This window comes from Pseudomonas sp. IC_126 (assembly GCF_004331835.1).
Lineage (GTDB): Bacteria > Pseudomonadota > Gammaproteobacteria > Pseudomonadales > Pseudomonadaceae > Stutzerimonas.
This window is the reverse complement of sequence record NZ_SJSS01000001.1, coordinates 457640-474721: the sequence shown is the minus strand read 5'-3', so window position 1 is coordinate 474721 and position 17082 is coordinate 457640. Positions and strand designations below refer to the sequence as shown.

15 protein-coding genes and 1 tRNA gene are annotated in these 17082 nt (G+C 59.9%); 7 read left to right on the top strand and 9 right to left on the bottom strand.

All coding sequences use genetic code 11. From position 1 onward, the window contains the following. Nucleotides 1-31 precede the first annotated feature (31 nt). The 3 genes from E0D86_RS02160 to E0D86_RS02150 form a co-directional block, all read right to left on the bottom strand. Complete coding sequence (locus E0D86_RS02160; protein ID WP_131648333.1) at nucleotides 32-1252, bottom strand: aspartate aminotransferase family protein; 1221 nt, start codon at nucleotides 1250-1252, stop codon at nucleotides 32-34. Nucleotides 1253-1369: 117 nt separating this feature from the next. Next, on the bottom strand, nucleotides 1370-2065 hold the full coding sequence (locus E0D86_RS02155; RefSeq protein ID WP_131648332.1) for a crotonase/enoyl-CoA hydratase family protein: 696 nt from the start codon (nucleotides 2063-2065) through the stop codon (nucleotides 1370-1372). Nucleotides 2066-2235: 170 nt separating this feature from the next. Beyond that, nucleotides 2236-3540: an HD-GYP domain-containing protein gene (locus tag E0D86_RS02150; protein ID WP_131648331.1), complete on the bottom strand. Its 1305-nt coding sequence runs from the start codon at nucleotides 3538-3540 to the stop codon at nucleotides 2236-2238. A 235-nt stretch (nucleotides 3541-3775) separates the two neighbouring features. Here E0D86_RS02150 and E0D86_RS02145 point away from each other — a divergent pair. Next, a tRNA-Ser gene (locus E0D86_RS02145) sits at nucleotides 3776-3865 on the top strand. Between the two features lie 150 nt (nucleotides 3866-4015). On the opposite strand, the gene E0D86_RS02140 is transcribed toward E0D86_RS02145, so the two are convergent. After that, nucleotides 4016-4555 (bottom strand): hypothetical protein, encoded by a 540-nt coding sequence (locus E0D86_RS02140; protein WP_131648330.1) that lies wholly within the window; start codon nucleotides 4553-4555, stop codon nucleotides 4016-4018. A 450-nt stretch (nucleotides 4556-5005) separates the two neighbouring features. Here E0D86_RS02140 and E0D86_RS02135 point away from each other — a divergent pair, with 450 nt between their 5' ends. Both E0D86_RS02135 and E0D86_RS02130 read left to right on the top strand, forming a co-directional pair. Further along, nucleotides 5006-5359: a rhodanese-like domain-containing protein gene (locus E0D86_RS02135; RefSeq protein WP_131648329.1), complete on the top strand. Its 354-nt coding sequence runs from the start codon at nucleotides 5006-5008 to the stop codon at nucleotides 5357-5359. Nucleotides 5360-5493: 134 nt separating this feature from the next. Next, complete coding sequence (locus E0D86_RS02130; RefSeq protein ID WP_131648328.1) at nucleotides 5494-6615, top strand: mechanosensitive ion channel family protein; 1122 nt, start codon at nucleotides 5494-5496, stop codon at nucleotides 6613-6615. Nucleotides 6616-6659: 44 nt separating this feature from the next. Here the strand turns inward: E0D86_RS02130 and acs are convergent, their stop codons facing one another. Further along, entirely contained in the window at nucleotides 6660-8615 is a 1956-nt protein-coding gene (gene acs / locus E0D86_RS02125; protein ID WP_131648327.1) for an acetate--CoA ligase, read from the bottom strand. Between the two features lie 252 nt (nucleotides 8616-8867). Here acs and E0D86_RS02120 point away from each other — a divergent pair, with 252 nt between their 5' ends. The 4 genes from E0D86_RS02120 to E0D86_RS02105 all read left to right on the top strand — a co-directional run bounded on the left by E0D86_RS02120 (nucleotide 8868) and on the right by E0D86_RS02105 (nucleotide 12812). Further along, nucleotides 8868-10211, top strand: a complete 1344-nt coding sequence (locus E0D86_RS02120) for a DUF2254 domain-containing protein (RefSeq protein ID WP_131648326.1) — start codon at nucleotides 8868-8870, stop codon at nucleotides 10209-10211. Nucleotides 10212-10380: 169 nt separating this feature from the next. Then, nucleotides 10381-11529 (top strand): succinyl-diaminopimelate desuccinylase, encoded by a 1149-nt coding sequence (dapE, locus tag E0D86_RS02115; RefSeq protein ID WP_131648325.1) that lies wholly within the window; start codon nucleotides 10381-10383, stop codon nucleotides 11527-11529. Further along, a complete protein-coding gene (locus E0D86_RS02110; protein WP_131648324.1) occupies nucleotides 11523-12329 on the top strand; it encodes a putative RNA methyltransferase in 807 nt (268 codons plus the stop codon). Before dapE ends, E0D86_RS02110 begins: the two co-directional genes overlap by 7 nt. A gap of 111 nt (nucleotides 12330-12440) precedes the next feature. Continuing rightward, nucleotides 12441-12812, top strand: a complete 372-nt coding sequence (locus E0D86_RS02105) for a hypothetical protein (RefSeq protein WP_131648323.1) — start codon at nucleotides 12441-12443, stop codon at nucleotides 12810-12812. Between the two features lie 222 nt (nucleotides 12813-13034). Here the strand turns inward: E0D86_RS02105 and E0D86_RS02100 are convergent, their stop codons facing one another. From E0D86_RS02100 to E0D86_RS02085, 4 genes are all read right to left on the bottom strand, one after another. Then, nucleotides 13035-13244 carry a cold-shock protein gene (locus E0D86_RS02100; RefSeq protein ID WP_122164305.1) on the bottom strand — a complete coding sequence of 70 codons (210 nt, stop codon included), beginning with the start codon at nucleotides 13242-13244 and terminating at the stop codon, nucleotides 13035-13037. A 193-nt stretch (nucleotides 13245-13437) separates the two neighbouring features. After that, the gene (locus E0D86_RS02095; protein ID WP_131648322.1) at nucleotides 13438-15273 is read right to left on the bottom strand and encodes a Gldg family protein; all 1836 of its coding nucleotides are present in this window, start codon (nucleotides 15271-15273) and stop codon (nucleotides 13438-13440) included. Between the two features lie 10 nt (nucleotides 15274-15283). Then, nucleotides 15284-16015 (bottom strand): ABC transporter permease subunit, encoded by a 732-nt coding sequence (locus E0D86_RS02090; protein WP_131648321.1) that lies wholly within the window; start codon nucleotides 16013-16015, stop codon nucleotides 15284-15286. Beyond that, nucleotides 16012-16932 (bottom strand): ABC transporter ATP-binding protein, encoded by a 921-nt coding sequence (locus tag E0D86_RS02085; protein WP_131648320.1) that lies wholly within the window; start codon nucleotides 16930-16932, stop codon nucleotides 16012-16014. Before E0D86_RS02085 ends, E0D86_RS02090 begins: the two co-directional genes overlap by 4 nt. Nucleotides 16933-17082: the final 150 nt, after the last annotated feature.

The following is a 17082-nucleotide window of genomic DNA, read 5'->3' as shown; positions in this document are numbered from 1 at the left end:
CGTTAGCCGCCCAGCCGGATTCAGGCCTTGATCAGGCCTGGGTCAATTTCGCCGCCGCCCGCTCGAAGCGAGCGAGACCTTCAGCGATATCGTCTTCCTCGATGATCAGGCTCGGTGCCAGACGGATGACATCAGGACCGGCTTGCAGAATCATCAGCGCTTCCCTTTCGGCGGCATCGAAGATCTCTCTTGCGCGACCTTTCCACGCCTCGTTCAACACGCAGCCGATCAGCATGCCCATACCGCGCACCTGATCGAACAGCCCGTAGCGCTGGCCAATCTCCAATAGCCCGCGCTTGAAGCGCTCGTGCCGCTCCTTGACGCCGTTCAAAACCTCCGGGGTATTGACGATATCGACCACCGCTTCGGCCACCGCGCAGGCGAGCGGATTGCCGCCATAGGTGGTGCCGTGGGTGCCAACACTGAAATGTGCGGCGATTTCATTCGTGGTCAGCATCAACCCGATCGGGAAACCGCCACCGAGGCTCTTGGCGTTGGTCAGGATATCCGGCGTGACACCGTAATTCATGTAGGCGAAAAGCTCGCCGGTACGGCCCATGCCGGTCTGAACCTCATCGAAGATCAGCAATGCGTTGTGCTCGTCACACAGCTTGCGGGCCCCTTCGAGATAAGCCTGATCGGCCGGCAGAACGCCGCTTTCACCCTGAATTGGCTCAAGCACCACGGCGCAGGTTTTATCGGAAATAGAGGCGGCCAACGCATCGAGATTGTTGTAAGGAACGTGACTGATGCCCTGAATCTTTGGTCCGAAACCGTCGGAGTATTTTGGCTGACCACCGACCGTCACGGTGAAGAGCGTCCGACCATGGAAGCTGTTTACTGCGGAGATGATTTCGCATTTCTCCGGCCCGTGATTATCGAAGGCATAGCGGCGCGCCAGCTTGAATGCCGCCTCGTTCGCTTCGGCCCCGGAATTACAGAAAAACGCCCGATCGGCGAAGGTCGCGGCGACCAGCTTCTTGGCCAACCGCAGCGCCGGTTCGTTAGTGAAAATATTGGAGATGTGCCACAACTTGCCGGCCTGCTCAGTCAGCGTAGCCACCAGTGCCGGATGGGCATGACCAAGCACGTTCACGGCGATGCCGCCGGTAAAGTCGATCAGTTCTCGCCCGCGCTGATCCCATACTCGCGAACCTTGGCCACGCACGGGGATGAAGGCGGCGGGTGCGAAAGTGGGAACGATGACCTGGTCGAAATCTGCGCGTTCTACCGGGGTGTGCGGGGCGGACATCAGGGCTCTCCTGCGAGGCGATACGATAGGAATGAAAACGCCCCGCCATGGCGGGGCGTTGCACTCGCAGTTTAAACGCAGGTCCGCCAGGAATGGACGGTCCGGCGAAAATTATCTTCAGGAGACGACTGAATGTTGCTTGTCCAGCACGATGGCCTGATCCAAGGTTTCCAACAGCGCCTTGCGTACCTTGAGTTTGGTGTTCTTGTGGGCCGTCATGTTGATTTTTTTCAGCTGTGCCGCGGTCGCTTTGGCGATGTCCATTAGCTCACCAGCAGGAACGATCTTGTCGAGGAAGCCGGCTTCGAGCGCCGCCTGCGGAGAGAAGATTTCGCCGTTGATCACCGAACGCTGGAACGCCGGTTTGGTCAGCCGATCCCGCGCCAGTTCGATACCCGAATGGTGCATCGTCATGCCGATCTGCACTTCATTGAGACCAATGTTGAATGCGCCGTCGACACCGATGCGGTAGTCGGCGGAAAGCAGCAGGAACGCCCCCTTGGCAATGGCATGTCCGGGGCATGCCACGATAACCGGGAAGGGATGGGCAAGCATTCGTCGCGTGAAGGCCGAACCGGTGGCCACAAGGGTAATGGCGCTTTCAGGCCCGGAAGTCATCACCTTGAGGTCATAACCGCCGGACAGAATCCCCGGCTGGCCGGTGAGAATCACCACCGCGCGGTCTTGCTCTGCACGATCGAATGCGGCGTTGAGCGCGTCGAATACGGCCGGCGACAGCGCATTGACCTTGCCATTGTTCAGGGTCAGCGTGGCAATGCCGTCTTCGAGGTCGTAGGAAACCAGATCACTCATGACGAATATTCCTTGTTAGAAGTGCGCAGACGTTACCCAGCACAACCCGCAAGGTAAAGCGTCGTGACTGACTGACAAGTCATATTGGCCGCGTCATCAGTGCAGTACGAGCGTCGCAGCGTTCAATGTTCAATGTTCAGCAGAAAATTCGCGGTTCAAAGGCGGCTGGCTTAGCTCTCAGCTATATCTGGCTCAAGTTCGAGCACGGCAAGCAACTCGGGGTGCAGGAGCGTCTGCAACTGCGGATCGGCGATGAACAAATCGTAGGAGCCGTCGGCAATACCGCCGCTGATCCGATAGGGTGTGCCATCGGCATCGACGGTCAACTGGGAAAGATCCAGATAACGAGGCTCGCAAGGCATCTTGTTTGCGTCCCGCATGACCACAACTTTGGGCCGCAGGTGCAACTGCTGATGCTTCTCCAGCACCAGCGCGATTTCACCAGTATGCAACTCGACCAACGTCCCTACCGGGAACACCCCGAGCCAACGAATAAATTCATTCACCAGACTCTCGTCGAATTGCTGGCCGGCACTGCTGCGCAGCACGTCGTAGGCAGTCTGGATCGGACGCGCATCGTCATAGGTGCGATGGCTGGTGATCGCATCGAAGGCATCGACGATGGTAATCACTCGCGTGGTGAATGGAATCTGATACTGATCGAGCCCTTGCGGATAACCTTTGCCATCCAGCCGCTCATGATGCCCGTACGCGGCGTGGACGGCGGCAGCGGGGATATCATTCTGGCCACACAAGGCCTCGTAGCCGAACGATGGGTGCAACTTGATGTGCTCGAACTCTTCCTGGGTCAGCTTCCCCGGCTTGTTCAAAATGGCGGGATCGATCTTCATCTTCCCGACGTCGTGCAGCAGCCCGGCGACGCCCAACAACTCTATTTTCTCGTCGGGCAACCCAAGGTGCGTCCCGAAGCCCATCGCCAGAATGGAGACGGAGAGGCAGTGCAGGCTGGTGTACACGTCCCTAGACTTCAGACGCGTCAGCCAAAGCATGGCGCTCTCGTTGCGCAGCATGCTCTCCAGGTTCCGCTTGACCAGCGCCTGGCAGGCTTTGGTATCGATCACTCGTCCCTGCTGGACATCCAAAAGCACCCGATCCAGCACCAGTGCGCTACTTCGATAGGCTTCGCGCGCTTCCTGCACTTCAAGCGAGAGCGGGATGCGCGACATCTTGCGCTTCACCCGTAGTGGCGTCGCCGAAGGCACCATCATCTGGCCCTGATCGAGCAGCACCCGACGGGTGTCATCGACGAAAACGTAGTCGCAGCGTTCGCGCACCGCCTGGATATGCTCCAGTTTGAGCAGCGGGAATCCTTGGAATAGAAAGTCGGTCTGGCGCCACGGTCGATCCAGCTCGCATATATACATGCCGAGCTCCAGATGACTGACGTGCAGACGCCGCTTCGTAGCAACTTCCGCCACGTCAGGCCGCTTGCGCTTGCTTTTGAATAACTTCATCGAAGCCTGTCCTGGCTCTTTATATTCGCGACGCTCGACTCCGCTTGCGTCAAGCACCGAGATATTACTAGAGCTAAGAACCTCAAAATTTAATATAGGTTCACTTCAACCCTACGTTTCGCCCGCATTCTAACGGTGCGTTAACCACATGAAAGATCTAAAAAACTTTTTGCCATCCGCGTTCTCTTCGGCTACATTAGCGCGCCTCGACGGACATCAAGCCCCGTCGAGACCCGGTGAGGTGTCCGAGCGGTTGAAGGAGCACGCCTGGAAAGTGTGTATACGAGAAATCGTATCGTGGGTTCGAATCCCACCCTCACCGCCAGACTCGAAACATACAAAGCCCCGATTATCGGGGCTTTGTCGTTTCTACCGTTCGCAATACCATCAGAAGTGCCGAGGACATTTCGCCTCGCGCAGCCATACGATCCATGCCCGCGGGAAATGCACCGCAACGAGGCCATCACCCGATCGGTCAATTACCACTGGCTCCGCCGGCTGCGGAGCCCGCTGGGCTGCTACCGGGTCCTCTGGTCCCGTTACCGCCTGATGTTCCGATTTCACCCGCGGCTGCGCCGTTTTCGGGGCTGACGTTTCCATTGGCACCACGATTGCGGATGGGCTCAACGGGCGTACCGGTGGTCGTCGAGCTACCAGACTCCACCGTCGATCTTCCCGGACCAGTGGTTGTGATCGGACTATCGTTATTACCCGGCTGCGTGACCCCGGGGTTAGGAGCGCCACCACTCGGGGCCTGTCCGGGCTGAGTTGCGCGTGTGCCGACCGAATTGTTCGGACTGGCAGAGCCCGCTGCGCCCGACTCGGCCGCCGAGCCGCTGGATACTCCAGGCTCGCGAATGGTGTTGATCTCGTCCCCGATCCGTTGGCGATTTTGCTCCATCTCAGCGCCGATCTGGTTACGTTCCTGTTGCAGGGTCATGCTTTCTTCTTCGGCATTCGCCGCGCCTGAAACGATCAGGGCGAACAGCATTGCCGGCACGCCAAGCCTGTTCATGGTTAGTCTCCATTCATGGTGTTCATTTCATGGACAACGAAAACCACGCAGCTGCGCACGAGGGATGATCAGCCCAAAAGCTAACCCGTCAGGTAGCGCCTGAAGGAAAACTCACGTCTACTGGTCTGTAAATTGCTTGAGATTAAGCCCACGCCTTCGAGACTGATCATCAGGCCGTTGTCGGACAGCGGATCAGACCGATGCCGCTACCACAAACCTATTACAGCGCGCCGCAATTCATCGGCGCGTAATTTTTCGGCACGACGCGCGACGGGTGAGCCGGACAACCGGAGCCCGCGCGCCAGATCAATAAAAAGGCCGCTACCATGTTCAAACACAAGAAGTTCAGGCAGGCCACCATGATCCTGATCGCTACGGCGATCATCCTGATCCTGCCGAACCTGACCCGCCTGATCAGCTGATCGCCCAAGCGCGGCACGAGAGGAACCCATGCACCGACTGTTCCTGTTATTGATGATGGCGACCGGCACAGCGATTGGCGGCGAAATTGATCAGCCCGCCGCGCTGGCCACGTTGCAACGCGCCGACAGTATCCTGATCGACGTTCGCACCGCGCAGGAATACGCCGAAGGCGCTTTGCCTGGAGCAACGCGAATCGAGACCCAGGATCTCTCCGAGCGCATCGCCAGTGTCGCCCCCGACAAGGACGCCCCGATCGTTCTGTACTGCCGCAGTGGTCGTCGCTCGTCCGCCGCTCAGGATATCCTCCATGACATGGGTTATCGCCAGGTCATCAATGCTGGCGCCTATCAGGACTTGCAAGCAGTCGTTCCACCGCGCTGAGCCGCGCGCTTTTGCTCATCGCCGTCAGCGTCATCTCCCTTCGCCTTTAGCGGGAACTAATGCGTAGCAGCGGCTACTGAAAAAGAAGCCGCTATTTTTGCGCCTGCCCGCAACTGCCCGGAGGACTCGGATTGATGAATTGGGACGTGCTGTTTAACGAAACCCTATGGATCAACACTGCCATAATCGCTGGCGTCACAATTGTCAGCTATCTAATCCTGCAGGCCATTCTGCGGATCATTACCAGCCGCCTGCGGGCAATGAGCCAACGCTCCAAAAGCGGCTTCGTCGCCATTGCGGCGGAAATGCTCAGCCGCACCAGCCATCTGTTACTGATTGCTCTCTCGTTACTGATCAGCCTCAAGATTGTCGAACTGCCGGATCGCTGGGAATCGGCGATGTCGCATGGCTGGTTCATCGCCCTCGCCTTCCAGCTCGCACTCTGGATGGACACCGCCGTCAGGCTGTGGATGGAAAGCCTAAGCCGCGACGGCAAGGCGCGAAACCCGGTCACTACCACCATCATCGGCATCATGATCCGCATCGTCATCTGGACCATGATGCTGCTCTCGATCTTGGCCAACCTCGGCGTCGACATTACTGCGATGGTCGCCAGCCTCGGCGTCGGCGGTATCGCCATCGCCCTGGCGGTCCAGACGCTGCTCAGCGACGTGTTCGCATCTCTGTCCATTGGCGTGGACAAACCCTTCGAGATTGGCGATTTCGTCGTATTCGGCGATGTCGCCGGGACAATCGAGCACATCGGCCTTAGGACCACGCGCATCCGAGCATTGAGCGGCGAGCAGATCGTCACCGCCAACGCCGATCTGCTCACGCAGGTCCTGCACAACTACAAACGCATGAACACGCGGCGAATCGTGTTCAAGTTCGGCATTGCCTATCAGACGCCGTCGGACAAGGTTCGCGAGGTTTCAGCACTGGTTAAGCAGATCATCGAGAGCCTGGATAACGCCAAATTCGACCGGGCGCACTTCCTTGCCTTCGACAATAGCCAGCTCACGTTCGAGGTCGTCTATATCATGCAGGTGTCGGACTACAACGCGTACATGGACGCTCAGCAGGAGATCAACCTGCAATTACTCGACGGCATTCGAGAGATGGGCGTGCAGTTCGCCTTCCCGGTCCGCAAGGTCGAATTCACTGGCGGCAACCTGCCGGAAGTGAACGTAGCCGGTATTCCCAAGGAAAAACCCGCGGCCAACCAGGAAGCTCAGAGCGCTCAACCAAACGACTGACGACTGGCGGCGTCCGGCCAGAATGGACGCCGCCGCGGCTCGCTTCAAGGCAGACGGATCTGCTTGTGGGTTTCAATCAATTGCTCTACGACGCCTGGGTCAGCCAGTGTCGAGATATCGCCCAAGGCGTCGTATTCGTCAGCGGCGATCTTGCGCAGAATGCGCCGCATGATCTTGCCCGAGCGCGTCTTCGGCAGCCCCGGCGCCCACTGAATCACGTCCGGCACGGCGATTGGCCCGATTTCCTTGCGCACCCACTGTTGCAATTCCTGACGCAGCTGATCGGAAGGCTCCTCCCCTGTCACCAGCGTCACATACACATATATTCCCTGCCCCTTGAGCGGATGCGGCACACCCACCGCAGCCGCTTCGGCCACTTTGCGATGCGCCACCAGGGCGCTTTCGATTTCGGCCGTCCCCATGCGGTGGCCGGAAACGTTCAGCACGTCATCCACTCGGCCAGTGATCCAGTAATAACCATCCTCGTCGCGGCGTGCGCCGTCTCCGGTGAAATACATGCCGCGGAAAGTCTTGAAGTAGGTATCGACGAAGCGGTCATGGTCACGATAGATGCTGCGCATCTGCCCTGGCCAGGAATCGAGGATGACCAGATTGCCATCGGTGGCGCCTTCCAGCAGATTGCCGAGGTTATCCACCAGCCCCGGTACTATGCCGAAAAAAGGTCGCGTCGCAGAACCTGGCTTCAGTGCGGTCGCACCCGGCAGCGGGCTGATGAGAATGCCGCCGGTCTCGGTCTGCCACCAAGTATCGACGATTGGGCAACGTGACCGCCCCACCGTCTCGTAATACCAGTGCCAGGCTTCCGGGTTGATCGGCTCACCCACGGTCCCGAGCAACCGCAGACTCGAACCATCGGCACCCTCCATCGCCGCGCTGCCTTCGGCCATCATCGAGCGTATCGCCGTGGGCGCGGTATAGAGAATGTTGACCTTGTGCTTGTCGATGACCTGCGCGATCCGCGTCACGTCGGGATAGTTAGGCACACCTTCGAACATCAAGGTGGTCGCGCCATTGGCCAGCGGCCCGTAAATGATGTAGCTGTGTCCGGTGATCCAGCCCACGTCGGCGGTACACCAGTAGATCTCGCCGGGTCGATAGTCGAAGACCCTTTCGTGGGTCAGCGCGGCATAGAGCAGATAGCCGCCCGTGGTATGCATCACGCCTTTGGGTTTTCCGGTTGAACCGGAGGTATAAAGAATGAACAGCGGCTCCTCCGCACCCATCTCCTTGGGCGCGCAGACTTCACCCGCGACACGCATCAAATCCTCGTACCAGATGTCACGATGCTGATGCCATTTGATATTGCCGCCGGTACGCCGCACCACGATGATCTTTTGCACGCAGCGGGTTTTCGGGTTGGTCAGTGCCTCGTCGACGTTAGCCTTCAGCGGTATGGCCTTGCCGCCGCGCAGTCCTTCGTCGGCCGTTATCACGACCTTGGAATTGCCGTCGATGATTCGTCCGGCCAGCGCCTCCGGTGAAAAACCGCCGAACACGACCGAATGGATGGCGCCGATGCGTGCACAGGCCAGCATCGCCACGGCAACCTCTGGAATCATCGGCATATAGATGGTGACGACGTCCCCTCGGTGCACATCTTGCCCACGCAGGGCGTTGGCGAACTTGCTGACCTCCTGATGCAGCTCGCGGTAGGTGATCTTGCGCTGCTCCGAGGGATCATCGCCCTCCCAAATGATCGCGACCTCATCGCCACGCGTTTCCAGATGGCGATCCAGACAGTTGGCCGAGACGTTCAAGGTGCCATCGGCAAACCACTTAATGTCGACGTGATGATCATCGAAGGATGTCTGCTTGACGCGTGTGAACGGCTTGATCCAGTCAATCCGCTCCGCCTGCTCGCGCCAGAAGCCGTCAGGGTTGACCACCGACTGTTGATACATGGCTTTGTAAGTGGCTTCGTCGGTCAGCGACCGCGCCGCAACGTCAGGATTTACGGGATACAGGGACTCAGCACTCATGGGTAAATACCTCACTCGTCGGTCTTGTTATCGTTTCGAATAACCCTGTCTCACAGGCGAACCATACGCATCAAACCAAGCGCCTGGACGACTTCACGTTCGAGCTACGCGGGGTCAAAGCGTTCCGCTGGCCGCAATCCGTGGCAAAACGCCCTTGCGTAAAGCATAGACGGTTCGGCCAGGGCGCACTTCGCCGCTCTTCGCGGTCGTAGAAATGAGGGGCTGGCGCCCGCCAACACTGAGGTTCGATGGATGTCAGATCCAGCCAACATGCTCTTTCGTGTCGTTACACGCATCAACGAAAGCATCGCTTTGTATCCGGTCCTTATCCCTGCACTCTATGTCGTGGCAGCCGTTCTGGTATTCGCATTCGAATCGACCCACGCTGCTGCGACGCTACGCGACGAACTACCGCCAGGCCTGGTCGACGTCGACAACGGTCGCGAGATACTCGGCACGCTGATCACCGGCATCGTATCCCTCACGGTCTTTAGTTTCTCGATGGTGATGGTCGTGCTAAATGGCGCGGCGGCCCGTCTGTCACCGCGCGTGCTGCCTGGATTGGTCAGCGATCGGCGGAATCAGGTGATCCTCGGGGTTTACCTGGGCAGCATCGTCTATTACCTGCTGCTGATCAGCAGCATCAACACGAACGACCCAGAAAGCGTTCCGGTGCTTGGCCTGCTGCTGGCGGTGCTGTTCGGCATATCCTGCATGGCCTTGTTCATCGTGTTCATCCGCTCAGTTTCCCAATCGATTCAAGTCGACTGGATACTCGGCCAGCTCTACAACGGCGCATTAAAGAATCTCGACAAGCGCAAGCGGCGCATCGCCCAGGTTGCCGAAATTCCCAATGCAGACGATTGGTGGTGCCTACCCGCAGCCCACTCGGGTTACCTGCGCGAGGTAAACGAAAGGCGCCTGGGCAAATTGCTACGCCAACGCGGTTTGATTGCCATGATTCAAGTGGAGCCGGGCTTCTTTCTGATCGATGGCCATCCGCTGATCAAGTTCAGCGGGCCGCTGAGTTCCGAAGATGCGGGTGAAGCGTCGGATTGCTTCGACTTTCATGACAACGAATTCGCCAGCGCAAACGTCTCCTACGGTATGCGGCAGATCTCCGAGATCGCAGTCAAGGCAATAAGCCCGGCCATCAACGACCCCGGTACAGCAATGCGGGCAACCAACCTGATCGGCGTACTGTTGAAGCAACTCGGCGGCGTGCGGCCTTACGATGTGGGCTGTTTCGATGATGGCCAGCCACGCCTCTTCTATCCGCAAGTGGGCATGCGACGCCTACTACAAACCGTCGTAGGCCCTATACGCGTTTACGGCGGTCATGATCCACAGGTGCTGTTCACGCTGCTGCAGTGTCTGAAAAATGCCCTGCACGGCAACCCGAGCAAAACGCAGCGGGAGGCTCTTCACGAAGAGATATGCGCATTGCCCGAGGAAGCCGACGCGAAACTGGAAAACCAGCAGGACCGCCATATGGTGAACGAGGCGCTCGAGCGTCTGGCTGATTCCAAGATCTGCCCCCTAACCGTAGCGCTTCTTCCCATCAGCCGGGGCAAAGCAACTGAGGCGCCAGCCTAACCTCCAATCACCAACAGATACGTCCGGATGCCGATGCGGTTAGCCCTCAGATCGCAGCAGGAAGCGCCAACAAGCGCGGTGCGCTGCTCCGCCTTTCGTATCGTTTTGGCGATCTTCTGCCGGCTTTTTAATTTAATATGGCCGCCCTTCTCGCCGTACCGGAGCCGTGATGACTGCCGCCGCCCTCTCCCCGACTCTCGAATTTGCCTGTGAGCTGATCAACCGGCCTTCGGTAACACCGCTGGACGAGGGTTGCCAGCAACTGATGAGCGAGCGGCTTGCCGCCTGCGGGTTCGCCATCGAGCCGATGCACATCGAGGACGTCGAAAACTTCTGGGCGATACGCGGCAACGAAGGGCCGGTCCTGTGTTTCGCCGGTCATACCGACGTGGTCCCCGCCGGGCCGGTGCAGGCGTGGCGGAACCCACCGTTCACGGCGCGCATCGACGAGAGCGGCATGCTCCACGGCCGCGGCGCGGCGGACATGAAGGGCAGTCTGGCGTCGATGATCGTCGCGGTGGAGCGCTTCACCGCCGACCATCCCAACCATAAAGGTCAGATCGCGTTCCTGATCACCAGCGATGAAGAAGGCCCTGCGCACCACGGCACCAAGGCGGTCGTCGAGCGTCTGCGCGAACGCGGTCAACGCCTGGACTGGTGCATCGTCGGCGAACCGTCGAGTACCACGTTGGTGGGTGATGTAGTGAAGAATGGCCGCCGCGGCTCGCTCGGCGGCACCCTCACCGTACGGGGTCAGCAGGGTCACGTGGCTTATCCGCACCTGGCGAAGAATCCGATTCATCTGGCCGCGCCGGCGCTGGCCGAACTGGCTGCCGAGCATTGGGACGATGGCAACGCCTTCTTCCCGCCGACCAGTTTTCAGATTTCCAATCTCAATTCCGGTACCGGTGCGACCAACGTCATCCCCGGTACGCTGGAAGCGGTGTTCAACTTCCGCTTTTCCACCGAATCCACTGTTGAAGGCTTGCAGCAACGCACCGCAGCAATCCTCGACAAGCACGGGCTGGACTGGAGCGTCGATTGGGCGTTGTCGGGCCAGCCCTTCCTCACCGAGCCGGGCGAGCTGCTCGACGGCGTGGCTGCGGCGATCCGCAGCGTGACCGGTCGCGAAACGACGCCTTCCACCAGCGGCGGCACGTCGGACGGCCGATTCATCGCGACCTTGGGAACCCAGGTGGTCGAGCTTGGCCCGGTCAACGCAACGATTCATCAAGTGGACGAACATATCCTGGCCAGCGATCTCGACCTGCTGACCGATATCTACTACCAGACGCTGGTCAATCTGCTCGCATGCTGATCTGCCCCATATGCCGCGCCGGGCTGATCGCAGTCGACAATGGCGTCGCCTGCCCGGCCAATCACCGTTTCGATCGTGCCCGTCAGGGTTATCTCAATCTGCTGCCGGTGCAGCACAAGAATAGCCGCGACCCCGGCGACAACCAGGCCATGGTCGAGGCGCGGCGGCGCTTTCTCGATGGTGGCCACTATGCGCCGCTGGCTGCACGTTTGGCGCAGCTGGCGGCCGAACGTGCGCCTGGTCGCTGGTTGGATATAGGCTGTGGCGAAGGCTATTACACCGCGCAGATCGCCCAGGCGTTGCCGAATGCCGAAGGCTATGCACTGGATATTTCCCGCGAGGCGGTCAAGCGTTCCTGCAAGCGTGCACCGCAGCTCGAATGGCTGGTGGCGAGCATGGCGCGGGTGCCGCTGGCAGACGCCAGCTGCGACTTGCTCGCCAGCGTATTCAGCCCGCTGGACTGGTCCGAAGCCCGGCGCCTGCTCGCACCCGGCGGAGGCCTGCTGCGCATGGGCCCTACCCGCGAGCACCTTTGGGAACTGCGCGGTCTGCTGTATGACGAAGTACGTGACTATGATGACGAAAAGCACTTGTCACTGATCCCAGAAGGCATGCATCTCGCCCACAGCGAAACGCTGACCTTCGAACTGCAGCTGGACAGTGCCGATGACCGTGCCGATCTACTGGCGATGACCCCGCACGGCTGGCGCGCCAGCGCCGAACGCCGCGCCGCGGTGATCGAGGCGCCACTGCGTGTACGGGTTGCGATACGCTACGACTGGATTCAGCGCGACGCCTAGTGTTGCCATGCGCTAGGACCCGTCTTGCAGACGCCTCGTCGCAAGCGGGCCAGTACAGATACCGACCGACCACAGAATCAACTGAAACATCACCCAACAAGGCAGCCGCCCATGCGCCAACCGGACATCGAGATCTACCTCAGGGATGCCAGCCAGGACGCCGTCACCGACTGGCTCAACCTGGCCGTCGGGCCCTGTTCTGCGTGGCAACCCAAAGGTAAGACGTTCAAGTGCCGCGCTGGACAGGTCCCGATCACCTGGCTGCCGAAGGCGGTCGGCAAATGGCATAGCCTGTTGCTCGAAAGCGACGCAACACCCTGGGAAGACGATGTCGCCTGCGCGCGTGCCGCATATCAGGCGCTGGGGGTGGAAATTCGCTGCGCGCCTGGCGGCTGGCAGGAAGAAGAATCAGTGGAAGATGCCGATCGCTGGATCAGCATCAGCGAACGCGGCGAAGAGGAAATCGTCTGGCGTACGGATTGATGGGGCCTCTGAACGGGTCCTTGGTGGCTTGTTCTGTTGGAAGCGCACATCCGTAGGGGGCCGATCATTCGGCCGACGACCAGACCATGGTGCCACCGCGTGGTGAGCTGAAGCCACCCTACAGAACTATAAAGACGTCATAGAAAACAAACCCCGCTGAATAGCGGGGTTTGTCATCAATGTGCCCATCGAGCGACGGGCCGCTTCATTGCCGCAGCAGGATCAGAGCCCTGCAACGTCCTCGGCCTGCAGGCCTTTTTGGCCTTGGGTAACCGAGAACTCCACCTGCTGACCTTCGGCCAGAGAGCGGTGGCCATCGCCACGAATCGCCTGGTAGTGCACAAACACATCCGCACCACTACCCCGCTGGATGAATCCATAACCCTTGGCATCGTTGAACCACTTGACGGTTCCGGTCTCGCGCTCAGCCATCCTAACTTTCTCCAACTCGATTCTTGTTATTCCCCACCGTGGGGATGGAACGATCCGGCCCGACTTGCAGCAAGCAGTCCGCCCGACAATCTACCGGGACAGACATGACACCTGCGTTTCCAGGCCGCTCGCCGGCTGAGTATAAACAGGAAACTCTCGGCTTCGGTTCTTTTGCAGCCGTTGAACCCGACCATCAGCCGGTCCGGCGCCTGCGCCACAACCAGGCCAGCAACACGCCCACTGTGAGTAACAGCGGTATCAGCGCGATATTGACGAACTTCAGCGTGCGGCCCAGCGCCTCGATGTCAGCGTTGAGCTGGTAGCGCACCTCGCGCAGCTCCTTGCGGATACTCAACTTCTCCTGCATGAAGCTCCGTAATGCCGCCTCTTGTTCGGTGGTCAGTTCCAGCGCCTGTTCCGGGTCCGGGCTCTGCAGCTCGGCCAGCTTCGTTTCCGTCGCGGCCAGGCGCTGCTGCAACACATCTTCCGTTTCACGGAAACGATTTTCCGCCTGACGCTGCAGTTCCTCGACAACCACGAAAGGCCGAGCGAAGCGCCCACGCGAGCGAATGCTAATCAGCGCATCGGTACCGGCGAGGTTGTCTAACGCGTTGACCACGAAGGTGCCGTTGTCGGCCCAAGGCTGCGGGAGGCGCTGACCGAAGAAATCCTGCACCTGTACCCACATGCGGTCGGCTAGCAGATCGGTATCCGCCACAGCGATGACATTGATGTGGGCCGCTTCCTTGAGGCCATCCGAGCGCCCTTCGATCCCGTTCGGATAGGCCGATTGCGCCGGCCCCTGAATGCGTGCCGCCAAGGTGTAGCGCTCGCCGGTCGGCTGCAGCTCACGCAGTAGCATTTCCGGATTATCCAGGGTGGCGAAGCGCGCCGCCTCGAACGGCATGGCATAGCTTGAGCTCTGGATCAGCGGCGTGAAGCGGGTCGTTGCACTCTCCAGCGGCTCGAGGAAACCAGCCGTGGCCACCGTCAGGCTTTCCAGCGAGGCGGTGGTGACATCCTCGGTATCCATGGTGCCTTGAGGTAGGTTCAACCAGCCGGGATGGCGGGCCGATCGACGCTCGGCGCCAACGCCGACGGACATCGCATAGGACGCATCCGCCACCACCTGATCGGCAGCCATGCGCACGCCCCAGGCTTCGAACAGCGGCTCCAGATCGGACGCCTTGTTCTCGCCGAACTCGCCCGGGCCGATGCCCATGCCAGGATCGGCTTCGCTGTATGGGTCGACGAACACCAGCAGTTTGCCGCCACGCATGACGAACTGGTCGATGGCGTAGAGCGTCTGTTCCGGTAGCTCCTTGGGGTGCACCAGCATCAGCACCGACACGCTGGCCGGGATCATGTCGACGTCGCGCTTGAGGCTCTCGATATGGAACACCTGGCGGATGTTCTCCAGCACCATCCAGGGCTGCGTCGCCTGCTGGGTGCGCATGTCGAAACCGCCATTGATCTGCAACCCGGACAATACCCCCACGACGGGCATCTGCGGCGCCGCCAGCGTTTGCACCAGCCGGCTGATCTCATATTCCAGAAACTCTTCCTGATCCAGCGGAAAGAACGGAATGCCCTGCGTCTGGCCTGAAGCGTTGGTGCCGGCAAGGCCAAAGTAGATGGTGTCGCCACTCTGGTTCAACGGCACCGCCTGCAGGCCCAGCTCGGCGGCGCGATCTTCCTCTTCCGAGAACGGCTGCGGGTCGATCACGTGCAGCTTGATCTTGCTTCCCGCCTCGCGCTCGTAGGCGCGCAGCATTTCCTCGACACGCCGGGCATAGTTACGCAGCGCTACCAGGTCTTTCACCGCATGGTCGGAATAGAAAAAATGAAGCTCGATGGGCTCCTTGAGTTCATCGAGGATGGTCTCGGTGCCTTCGGAAATGGTGTAGAGCTTCTGCTCGGTCAGGTCCAGTCGAGCACCGGTGAACAGCAGACCGGAGAACATGTTGAACGCCAAGAACGCCAGCGCGATCAGCAGCAGTCCGGCACCCGAATAAATCACTCGTTTCATGTGGGCTCCCTTATGCCGCTTTTTTTAGATCGACGACCACGGCAGTAGCCGCCAGCCAGGCGATGATCAGCGTCACGAAATACAGCAAATCACGCAGATCGATCACGCCCTTGCTGAGCGAGTCGAAACGAATCAGGAAACTCAGCGAAGCCACTGCATCCACCAGCCACTGCGGTGCCCAGGCGAAAGCGTCGAGCACCATCGGCAAGCCGCTGACGATGAACAGAAAGCACACGCTGACTGCCAGGATGAAGGCGATCACCTGGTTCTTCGCCAGTGCCGACATGCACGAACCTATCGCAAGGAAGGCACCCGCCAGCAACCAGCTGCCGAAGTAACCGGCGGCAATCGCGCCGTTATCCGGCTCGCCGAGATAGTTGACGGTAATGACCATCGGAAAGGTCAGCAGCAGCGCCATGCCGGCAAACACCCAGGCGGCGAGAAACTTGCCGGTGACTGCCTCGAACAAGCTGATCGGTAGCGTCATCAACAGTTCGATGGAGCCGGATTTACGCTCCTCCGCCCATAAGCGCATCGCGATGGCGGGGATAAGGAACAGGTACAGCCAGGTATGGAAGCCGAAGAATGGCACCAGATCCGCCTGGCCCCGTTCGTAGAAGCCACCCAGATAAAAGGTGAACACCCCGGACAGTACCAGGAAAATCAGAATGAACACATAGGCGAGCGGCGTGGCGAAATAGCTGCCCAGCTCGCGCTTGAAGATCACCGGCAACTGGCTCATAGCGCCTCCCCGCGGGTCAATGTACGGAACACCTCGTCCAGCCGACCACGCTCCACGTTCAGCTTCACCGGCCAACCCTGCTGGCCGATCAACGCATTGATCTGCGGGAAGATCACCTCGCCCGGCTTGGCCAGCACCGTGACGCTGTGTTCCGGCTCGTTGTGCTCGACCCCCGCCACGCCCGGCATGGCTGCCAATGCAATCTCATCCAGCGGACCGTCGCTGACCAGCGTCACCGCCTGGTGATATTTCGAACGGCTCTCCAGCTCGAGTGGTGTGCCATCGGCCACCAAGCGACCGCTGGCGATCACCACCGCGCGGGTACATACCGCGGTGACCTCTTCAAGGATATGGGTCGAAATGATCACGATCTTGTCCTGCGCCAGCCCCTGAATCAGCTCGCGCACCTGATGCTTCTGGTTCGGGTCAAGGCCATCGGTGGGCTCGTCGAGGATCAGCACGCGCGGATCATGCAGAATCGCCTGCGCCAGCCCGACGCGCCGCTTGAAGCCCTTGGACAGCGTCTCGATCGTCTGGCCGAGCACCGCCTCCAATTCGACCTGCCCCGCCGCGGTATCGACCCGTACGCGCTTGTCCGCGCCGCGATAGCCGCGCACCTCAGCGATGAATTCAAGAAAGCCGCGTACCGTCATGTCGCCATAACAAGGCGCGCCTTCCGGCAGATAACCGATCTGCCGCTGGGCCTGCAACGTCTGGGTCTGGATGTCGCAACCGAAAATGCTGGCCGTACCGGAAGTCGGCGCGAGAAAGCCGGTCAGCATCTTCATGGTAGTGGACTTTCCGGCGCCATTGGGGCCGAGAAAACCCAGCACCTCACCAGGCTGGACGCTGAACGACAGCGCATCGACCGCCGTGTGCTGGGCAAATCGTTTGGTCAGATTCTTTAACTCGATCATTGGCCTCTCATCCATGGATCAAGGCCGGCGCCACGCATGCACCACGCAACCGGCCTGCAAAAATGCCGGCGGAACTATATGAAGATGGACGCGGCGAATGCAACGGACAAAGCGGTTGGGAGATTTACCGGAGATTGCATCGTTCGCTTC

Excerpts from the sequence above, each read along its gene's own strand:
- E0D86_RS02160 (WP_131648333.1), bottom strand. The coding sequence starts at position 1,252 with ATGTCCGCCCCGCACACCCCGGTAGAACGCGCAGATTTCGACCAGGTC.
- E0D86_RS02155 (WP_131648332.1), bottom strand. The coding sequence starts at position 2,065 with ATGAGTGATCTGGTTTCCTACGACCTCGAAGACGGCATTGCCACGCTG.
- E0D86_RS02150 (WP_131648331.1), bottom strand. The coding sequence starts at position 3,540 with ATGAAGTTATTCAAAAGCAAGCGCAAGCGGCCTGACGTGGCGGAAGTT.
- E0D86_RS02140 (WP_131648330.1), bottom strand. The coding sequence starts at position 4,555 with ATGAACAGGCTTGGCGTGCCGGCAATGCTGTTCGCCCTGATCGTTTCA.
- E0D86_RS02135 (WP_131648329.1), top strand. The coding sequence starts at position 5,006 with ATGCACCGACTGTTCCTGTTATTGATGATGGCGACCGGCACAGCGATT.
- E0D86_RS02130 (WP_131648328.1), top strand. The coding sequence starts at position 5,494 with ATGAATTGGGACGTGCTGTTTAACGAAACCCTATGGATCAACACTGCC.
- acs (WP_131648327.1), bottom strand. The coding sequence starts at position 8,615 with ATGAGTGCTGAGTCCCTGTATCCCGTAAATCCTGACGTTGCGGCGCGG.
- E0D86_RS02120 (WP_131648326.1), top strand. The coding sequence starts at position 8,868 with ATGTCAGATCCAGCCAACATGCTCTTTCGTGTCGTTACACGCATCAAC.
- dapE (WP_131648325.1), top strand. The coding sequence starts at position 10,381 with ATGACTGCCGCCGCCCTCTCCCCGACTCTCGAATTTGCCTGTGAGCTG.
- E0D86_RS02110 (WP_131648324.1), top strand. The coding sequence starts at position 11,523 with ATGCTGATCTGCCCCATATGCCGCGCCGGGCTGATCGCAGTCGACAAT.
- E0D86_RS02105 (WP_131648323.1), top strand. The coding sequence starts at position 12,441 with ATGCGCCAACCGGACATCGAGATCTACCTCAGGGATGCCAGCCAGGAC.
- E0D86_RS02100 (WP_122164305.1), bottom strand. The coding sequence starts at position 13,244 with ATGGCTGAGCGCGAGACCGGAACCGTCAAGTGGTTCAACGATGCCAAG.
- E0D86_RS02095 (WP_131648322.1), bottom strand. The coding sequence starts at position 15,273 with ATGAAACGAGTGATTTATTCGGGTGCCGGACTGCTGCTGATCGCGCTG.
- E0D86_RS02090 (WP_131648321.1), bottom strand. The coding sequence starts at position 16,015 with ATGAGCCAGTTGCCGGTGATCTTCAAGCGCGAGCTGGGCAGCTATTTC.
- E0D86_RS02085 (WP_131648320.1), bottom strand. The coding sequence starts at position 16,932 with ATGATCGAGTTAAAGAATCTGACCAAACGATTTGCCCAGCACACGGCG.